Below are 6,879 nucleotides of genomic sequence, written 5' to 3'. Positions count from 1 at the left end.
CAAGGAGTTTTCCGTTTCGACTGCGCCGGAAGTGGGGCGAATTATAGACGTCCAGAATCTGCCGTCAACCCCTAATTATGCTTTTCTTGCGGAAGAGGACTTTTTAGCCGCCAGACGGGGAATCCGACGCGACACCGGCGGCAGGCGCAGCACTAATAGCAGCACACCTATCGAGGCATACACTGCCCACTCCTTGAGATCGGCACGCACAATCCACAACATGTGCACCAACCCGAGCACGAGAATGATGTACGCCAGCCTGTGCAACTTCTTCCAGCGAACCCCCAAACGTCGCTGGCTGAAGCGATTGGACGTGACGGCCAAGGCCAGCAGCCCCAGAAAGCCGAGCGTCCCGACAATGATGTACGGCCGCTTGCGCAACTCGACGCCGAGTTGAGACCAGTCGAAGCCAAGAATGAACGCCAGATAGCTGCATAGATGCAGAACAACATAGGCGAAACACCACAAACCCAGTTGCCGCCGGACCGCTATCCATCCCGCCCAACCGCTGAGCTTCTGCAGAGGCGTCATGCTCAAGGTTATCAGCAGCAGAATGAGTGTCCCGAGCCCCAGCCGATCAACCAGCACCTTGCCAGGGTCCGGCCCGAGCAAATCCGCCCAGGCCTGATAGAGCCAGAGCAACGGCCATATCGCCGTCACTGTGAATACCCCTGCTCGCCACAACGGATATCGCATCAGTAATTCTTCCGCAGATCGAGCCCTGTATATAACGAAGCGACTTCATCCGCATAACCATTGAACATCTGCGTGTCGCGTACATTGGGCTTGAACAGCCCGCTCGGCAAACGTCGCTCCCGCGCCTGGGTCCACCGGGGGTGATCCACCGTTGGATTGACGTTGGCGTAGAAACCGTACTCATCCGCCGCGATACTCTGCCAGGTGGTTTTCGGCTGTTCGCTGACCAGGCTTATCCGCACGATGGATTTGATGCTTTTGAATCCGTACTTCCAAGGCACCACCAGGCGCAAAGGCGCGCCGTTCTGGTTCGGCAACTCACGCCCATACATGCCCACGGCCAGAATGGCCAAAGGGTTCATCGCCTCATCCAGTCGCAACCCTTCTACATAAGGCCAGTCGATCAAGGCAAAACCGGAACGTTGTCCCGGCATGCTCTTGGGATCCTGCAGGGTTTCGAAGCGAATGAATTTCGCACTGGAGGTCGGCTCGACCTGCTTGAGCAGCGCTGAAATGGGGAAGCCGATCCACGGAATGACCATCGACCAGGCCTCCACACAGCGCAGACGGTAGATTCGCTCCTCCAACTGGTAAGGCTTCATGAAGTCTTCCAGCGCATACCGCCCCGGCTTCCCCACCTCCCCGTCCACCACCACGCTCCAGGGCTCGGTTTTCAGCGTACCGGCATTGGCTGCAGGGTCACCTTTATCGGCACCGAACTCGTAGAAGTTGTTGTAGTGGGTGGCGTCCTTGAACGGCGTGATGGCTTCGTCCTTGACGTTGACCGCACCCCACTGCACTGAAGGAAGCTTGTCGGCGAACCAGGCAGGCGCCTTGCCGGGCTCGACATCAGCGTAGCGTGCGGCATCGGCAGCACCGGCCCAGCGTGGCAGACCGCTCACTGCCAGACCGGCAGCCGCAGCGCCCAGCACAGCTCGACGGGATAGATAGAGGGATTCAGGCGTCACGTCCGACTCATGGCAGTCGGACGCTTTGGGGATCTTGATCAGCATGATAACTCCGCAGCACTGGAGACAGATGCACCAATAGACTGCGGAGTATGAAGGAAATTACGCGTTCTTGTGCCGACGAAGGCGTAACAGATATTGCACTGGACCAGACGCTGCATACGCCAGGAACACCAGCAGCAGAATACGAGGTGGATCACTGAACACCACGGCGAATACCAGGACGACGGCCAGGATGGCCACGAAAGGTACGCGCCCTTTCAGGTCCAGTTCCTTGAAGCTGTTGTACTTGATGTTGCTGACCATCAGCATGCCGGCAGCCGCCACCATCAGCGCCACCAGAAACGACATTTTGGAACCCTGAATGCCGTAATCGCTGAAGGCCCAGACAATACCGGCAACGACACCTGCAGCAGCCGGACTGGCCAGGCCGATGAAGTAACGCTTGTCGGCAGTCCCGACCTGAGTGTTGAAACGCGCCAGGCGCAGCGCGGCACCCGCGACATAAATGAAGGCAACCATCCAGCCGACCTTGCCCATGTCACCCAATGCCCAACCGAATGCCAACAAGGCGGGCGCGACACCGAAGGCGACCATATCCGACAGCGAGTCGTATTCGGCACCGAAGGCGCTCTGGGTATTGGTCATTCGTGCCACGCGACCATCGAGGCCGTCGAGCACCATGGCCACGAAGATCGCGATGGCGGCAAAGGCGAAATACTTGCTGGCGCCAGTGGCATCGCCGGCACTCAAGGCGCTCTGCGCGCTCATCGAGTTGATGATGGAGTAGAACCCCGCGAACAGGTTCGCGGTGGTAAAGAGATTGGGCAGAAGATAGATACCACGATGCCTGACTTTACGGCCTTCGGCGTCACGCCCTTCTTCAATATGCTCATCGATGGGCAACAGGCTTTCGGCGTCGGAAGCCTGGTTTGGCTCTTCGGGGCGTTCGCTCATGGACATTACCTTGCAACGGGGTGAAAAATTTCGACAAGTGTCTGGGACGACGGTTCGGCCACAAACGATGCAGCTTTATACCAGAACCGACCCCCTCAAACGAAAAAACGCGGCCTGGGCCGCGTTTTTTCACACAAGTGCGCGACTTAGTTTTTGGCTTTGTCGACGATCTTGTTGGCACCGATCCACGGCATCATGGAGCGCAGTTGCTCACCGATGATTTCGATACCGTGAGCGGCGTTGTTACGACGCTTGGCGGTCATCGAAGGATAGCCGGTTGCGCCTTCGCTGATGAACATCTTGGCGTATTCGCCGTCCTGAATACGTTTCAGGGCGTTGCGCATGGCCTGACGGGATTCGGCGTTGATCACTTCCGGACCGGTCACGTACTCGCCGTACTCGGCGTTGTTGGAGATCGAGTAGTTCATGTTGGCGATACCGCCTTCGTACATGAGGTCAACGATCAGCTTCAGTTCGTGCAGGCACTCGAAGTAAGCCATTTCCGGCGCGTAGCCAGCTTCAACCAGGGTTTCGAAACCGGCTTTTACCAGTTCAACGGTACCGCCGCACAGAACGGCCTGTTCGCCGAACAGGTCGGTTTCGGTCTCGTCCTTGAAGGTGGTTTCGATGATGCCGGTACGGCCGCCACCGACGCCAGCGGCGTAGGACAGGGCTACGTTCTTGGCGTTGCCCGAGGCGTCCTGGTAGATCGCGATCAGGTCAGGGATACCGCCGCCTTTGACGAACTCGGAACGCACGGTGTGGCCTGGAGCCTTCGGCGCGATCATGATCACGTCGAGGTCAGCGCGCGGTACAACCTGGTTGTAGTGAATCGCGAAGCCGTGGGAGAAGGCCAGGGTGGCGCCCTTCTTGATGTTCGGCTCGATTTCGTTCTTGTACAGCGAGGACTGGAACTCGTCCGGGGTGAGGATCATGACCAGGTCGGCCGCTGCAACAGCGGAAGCCACGTCGGTCACTTTCAGGCCATGGGCTTCTGCCTTGGCAACGGTCGCCGAACCTTTACGCAGGCCCACGGTAACGTCTACGCCGGAGTCTTTCAGGTTGCACGCTTGGGCGTGGCCCTGGGAACCGTAACCAATGATGGCAACTTTCTTGCCCTGGATGATCGACAGGTCGCAGTCTTTATCGTAGAAAACTTTCATGAATTTCCCCTATATATCCAGGCCGTTCAGGCCATTCGCTAATTTGGTTTAGATGCTGAGTACTTTGTCGCCGCGTGCGATACCGGTGACGCCGCTACGGACGGTCTCCAGGATCGAAGCGGTGCCGATGGACTGAATGAAGCTGTCGAGCTTGTCGCTGGTACCGGTCAGTTGAACGGTATAGACGCTGGCGCTGACATCGACGATCTGCCCACGGTAAATATCGGTAGTGCGTTTGATCTCGGCGCGCTGGGCACCGGTGGCCTTGACCTTGACCAGCATCAGTTCGCGCTCGATGTGAGCACTCTCCGACAGGTCCACCAGCTTGACCACTTCGACCAGCTTGTTCAGGTTCTTGGTGATCTGCTCGATGATCTCATCGTGGCCCACCGTGGTCAGCGTCAGACGCGACAGGGTCGGGTCTTCGGTTGGCGCCACGGTCAGGCTTTCGATGTTGTAGTTGCGCTGCGAGAACAGGCCGACTACACGAGACAAAGCGCCGGGTTCGTTTTCCAGAAGCAAGGAAATAATGTGCCGCATGATTAGGTACGCTCCGTCTTGCTCAGCCACATATCGCGCATGGAGCCGTCTTTGATCTGCATCGGGTAGACGTGCTCACTGGTGTCGACCGAAACGTCGATGATCACCAGGCGATCCTTCATGGCAAACGCTTCCTCCATCTTCGACTTCAGATCCTTCGATTCGGTGATGCGTACGCCAACGTGACCATAGGCTTCGGCCAGCTTGACGAAATCAGGCAGCGATTCCATGTAGGAATGCGAGTGACGACTGCCATAGCTCATGTCCTGCCACTGGCGAACCATACCCAGAACACCGTTGTTCAGGATGACAATCTTGACCGGCAGACCATATTGCAGACAGGTGGACAGTTCCTGAATGTTCATCTGGATGCTGCCTTCACCGGTCACGCAGACGACATCGGCATCCGGGAAGCTCAGCTTGATGCCCATGGCCGCCGGGAAACCGAAGCCCATGGTGCCCAGGCCACCGGAGTTGATCCAGCGGTTCGGCTTGTTGAACTTGTAGTACTGCGCCGCGAACATTTGGTGCTGGCCCACATCGGAAGCCACGTAGGCCTCGCCCTTGGTCACTTCGCACAGGGTCTCGATCACGGTCTGTGGCTTGATCTGGCTGCCGTCGCCCTTGTCGTAAGGGAACAGGCCCCGATCACCGCGCCATTCATCCACCTGCTTCCACCAACTGGCCACGGACTCCTTGTTCGGGGTCTCGCCGATTTCCTTGAGGATCGCAACCATTTCGGTCAGGACGCTCTCGACCGGACCGACGATAGGCACGTCGGCCTTGATGGTCTTGGAGATCGAAGCCGGGTCGATGTCGATATGAATGATCTTGGCGTTCGGGCAGAACTTGGATGCGCCGTTGATCACGCGATCGTCGAAACGCGCGCCGACCGCAAGAATCACGTCGGCATGGTGCATCGCCAGGTTCGCGGTGTAGCTGCCGTGCATGCCCAGCATGCCGATGAACTGACGGTCGTCGCCCGGGTAGGCACCCAGGCCCATCAAGGTATTGGTCACTGGCAGGTTGAGCATTTTCGCCAGCTCGGTCAGCGGCGCGGAGCCGCCACCGAGGATCACGCCACCGCCGGAGTACATCACCGGACGCTTGGCCGCCAGGAGCATTTCGGCTGCCTTGCGGATTTGCCCGGAGTGCCCACGAACGGCCGGGCTGTAGGAACGCAGCTTGGCTTTTTTCGGGAAGATGTATTCGAACTTCTCGGCCGGGTTGGTCATGTCTTTCGGAATGTCGACAACGACCGGACCTGGGCGACCGGATTGCGCCAGGTAGAACGCCTTCTTCATGACTTCCGGAATTTCCGACGCGTGCTTGATCATGAAGCTGTGTTTCACGATCGGCCGGGAAATACCGATCATGTCGGTTTCCTGGAATGCATCGGTACCGACCATGGTGCTCGGCACCTGGCCGGAAATCACCACCATCGGAATGGAGTCCATGTAAGCGGTGGCAATACCGGTAATGGCGTTGGTCGCGCCCGGACCGGAGGTCACCAGTACTACGCCGGCTTTACCGGTGGCACGGGCATAACCGTCAGCCATGTGGGTCGCGGCCTGTTCGTGACGAACCAGGATGTGGGTCACTTCCGGTTCTTTGAACAGGGCATCGTATACATGAAGAAGAGCACCACCCGGGTACCCGTAGATATATTTGACGCCTTCGTCACGCAAAAAGCGGACGAGCATCTCACCGCCAGATAAAAGCTCCACGTTGTTCACCTCTAAAACGCCAGAATACCGTCCATGTCAGAAAGGACGGGTCTTAATAGGTTTACTTCTCGGCAGAGCATGAGCGACGGTGGTCGCCGACTACGTCAGCACTGACTGAGCAAGTATTGGGATCGTCCCAAGTGTTGCGGGCCTTTCCCACCCAGCGCGAGGTAACGCGTTGCGGGTGTAACAGGTCGGCGCGGATGTGCGCCTCATGATCTGCCGAGTGGGTCTGCTTCTGGCAGTCCCTCTACAGCGGACTTTGGATTCTTCTGTTTCGTCCCCTGCAAGTCAAGTCGTCTATGTGCTTTATTGAAGTAAGCACATGAGAAAGCAAGAAAAAACCGCGAAACAGCTACTGTGTTAGCTTCAATTGCGCAACCCAATACAAGGAAATGGCATGCGAACGTTTTTCCTGACCGCCAGCCTGCTGCTGAGCTTCAGCCCGCTGGGCATGGCCGCCCCCATCTACAAATGGGTCGACGAGCAAGGCGTCACCCACTTTGACGCACAACCACCTCAAGGCGGACAAGCGACGACCGTGATCACGCCCGCCGTACCGCCGGGCAAGCCGACAGCGCCCTTGCCCGCCAACACCATCGGCGATCAACAGGCCATCGACAAGTCGGTGAAGCAGCAGGTCGCCGAGCAGCAGGCGCAGCTGAAAGTGTTCTGCGAACAGGCCCGGACGAATCTGGCGCAACTGCGGAACAATCCGCGATTACGGGAGGATGTCGAAGGTGAGATGCGCCGCCTGAGCGAGGAACAGCGTCAGGAGCGCACCACCGAAACACAACGGCAGATTGCCGAGAATTGCCAATGACGAGC

At 58.1% G+C, this 6,879-nt stretch carries 7 protein-coding genes; 1 reads left to right on the top strand and 6 read right to left on the bottom strand.

The genetic code is table 11. The features are described from left to right. Positions 1-75: 75 nt before the first annotated feature. From msrQ to QIW53_RS25865, 6 genes are all read right to left on the bottom strand, one after another. Complete coding sequence (gene msrQ, locus QIW53_RS25890; protein WP_371052419.1) at positions 76-696, bottom strand: protein-methionine-sulfoxide reductase heme-binding subunit MsrQ; 621 nt, start codon at positions 694-696, stop codon at positions 76-78. After that, on the bottom strand, positions 696-1,709 hold the full coding sequence (gene msrP / locus QIW53_RS25885) for a protein-methionine-sulfoxide reductase catalytic subunit MsrP (RefSeq protein ID WP_371052418.1): 1,014 nt from the start codon (positions 1,707-1,709) through the stop codon (positions 696-698). The genes msrQ and msrP overlap by 1 nt, the downstream gene beginning before the upstream one ends. A 57-nt stretch (positions 1,710-1,766) precedes the next feature. Further along, positions 1,767-2,621, bottom strand: coding sequence for a CDP-diacylglycerol--serine O-phosphatidyltransferase (pssA, locus tag QIW53_RS25880; protein ID WP_371052417.1), 855 nt, complete (start codon positions 2,619-2,621; stop codon positions 1,767-1,769). A gap of 146 nt (positions 2,622-2,767) precedes the next feature. Beyond that, entirely contained in the window at positions 2,768-3,784 is a 1,017-nt protein-coding gene (gene ilvC / locus QIW53_RS25875; RefSeq protein WP_003228216.1) for a ketol-acid reductoisomerase, read from the bottom strand. A 48-nt stretch (positions 3,785-3,832) separates the two neighbouring features. Then, positions 3,833-4,324, bottom strand: coding sequence for an acetolactate synthase small subunit (gene ilvN / locus QIW53_RS25870; protein ID WP_040064172.1), 492 nt, complete (start codon positions 4,322-4,324; stop codon positions 3,833-3,835). Positions 4,325-4,326: 2 nt separating this feature from the next. After that, entirely contained in the window at positions 4,327-6,051 is a 1,725-nt protein-coding gene (locus QIW53_RS25865) for an acetolactate synthase 3 large subunit (RefSeq protein ID WP_371052416.1), read from the bottom strand. 400 nt (positions 6,052-6,451) lie between these two features. On the opposite strand from QIW53_RS25865, the gene QIW53_RS25860 reads away from it, so the two are divergent. Beyond that, entirely contained in the window at positions 6,452-6,874 is a 423-nt protein-coding gene (locus QIW53_RS25860; protein ID WP_371052415.1) for a DUF4124 domain-containing protein, read from the top strand. The last annotated feature ends 5 nt before the right edge of the window (positions 6,875-6,879 follow it).

Origin of the sequence: Pseudomonas fluorescens (assembly GCF_041354075.1) — a bacterium.
GTDB classification, from domain to species: domain Bacteria; phylum Pseudomonadota; class Gammaproteobacteria; order Pseudomonadales; family Pseudomonadaceae; genus Aquipseudomonas; species Aquipseudomonas fluorescens_CE.
This window is presented reverse-complemented; position numbering and strand designations above follow the sequence as displayed.

Coding starts and splice junctions, on each gene's coding strand:
- msrQ (WP_371052419.1), bottom strand. CDS start 696: ATGCGATATCCGTTGTGGCGAGCAGGGGTATTCACAGTGACGGCGATA.
- msrP (WP_371052418.1), bottom strand. CDS start 1,709: ATGCTGATCAAGATCCCCAAAGCGTCCGACTGCCATGAGTCGGACGTG.
- pssA (WP_371052417.1), bottom strand. CDS start 2,621: ATGAGCGAACGCCCCGAAGAGCCAAACCAGGCTTCCGACGCCGAAAGC.
- ilvC (WP_003228216.1), bottom strand. CDS start 3,784: ATGAAAGTTTTCTACGATAAAGACTGCGACCTGTCGATCATCCAGGGC.
- ilvN (WP_040064172.1), bottom strand. CDS start 4,324: ATGCGGCACATTATTTCCTTGCTTCTGGAAAACGAACCCGGCGCTTTG.
- QIW53_RS25860 (WP_371052415.1), top strand. CDS start 6,452: ATGCGAACGTTTTTCCTGACCGCCAGCCTGCTGCTGAGCTTCAGCCCG.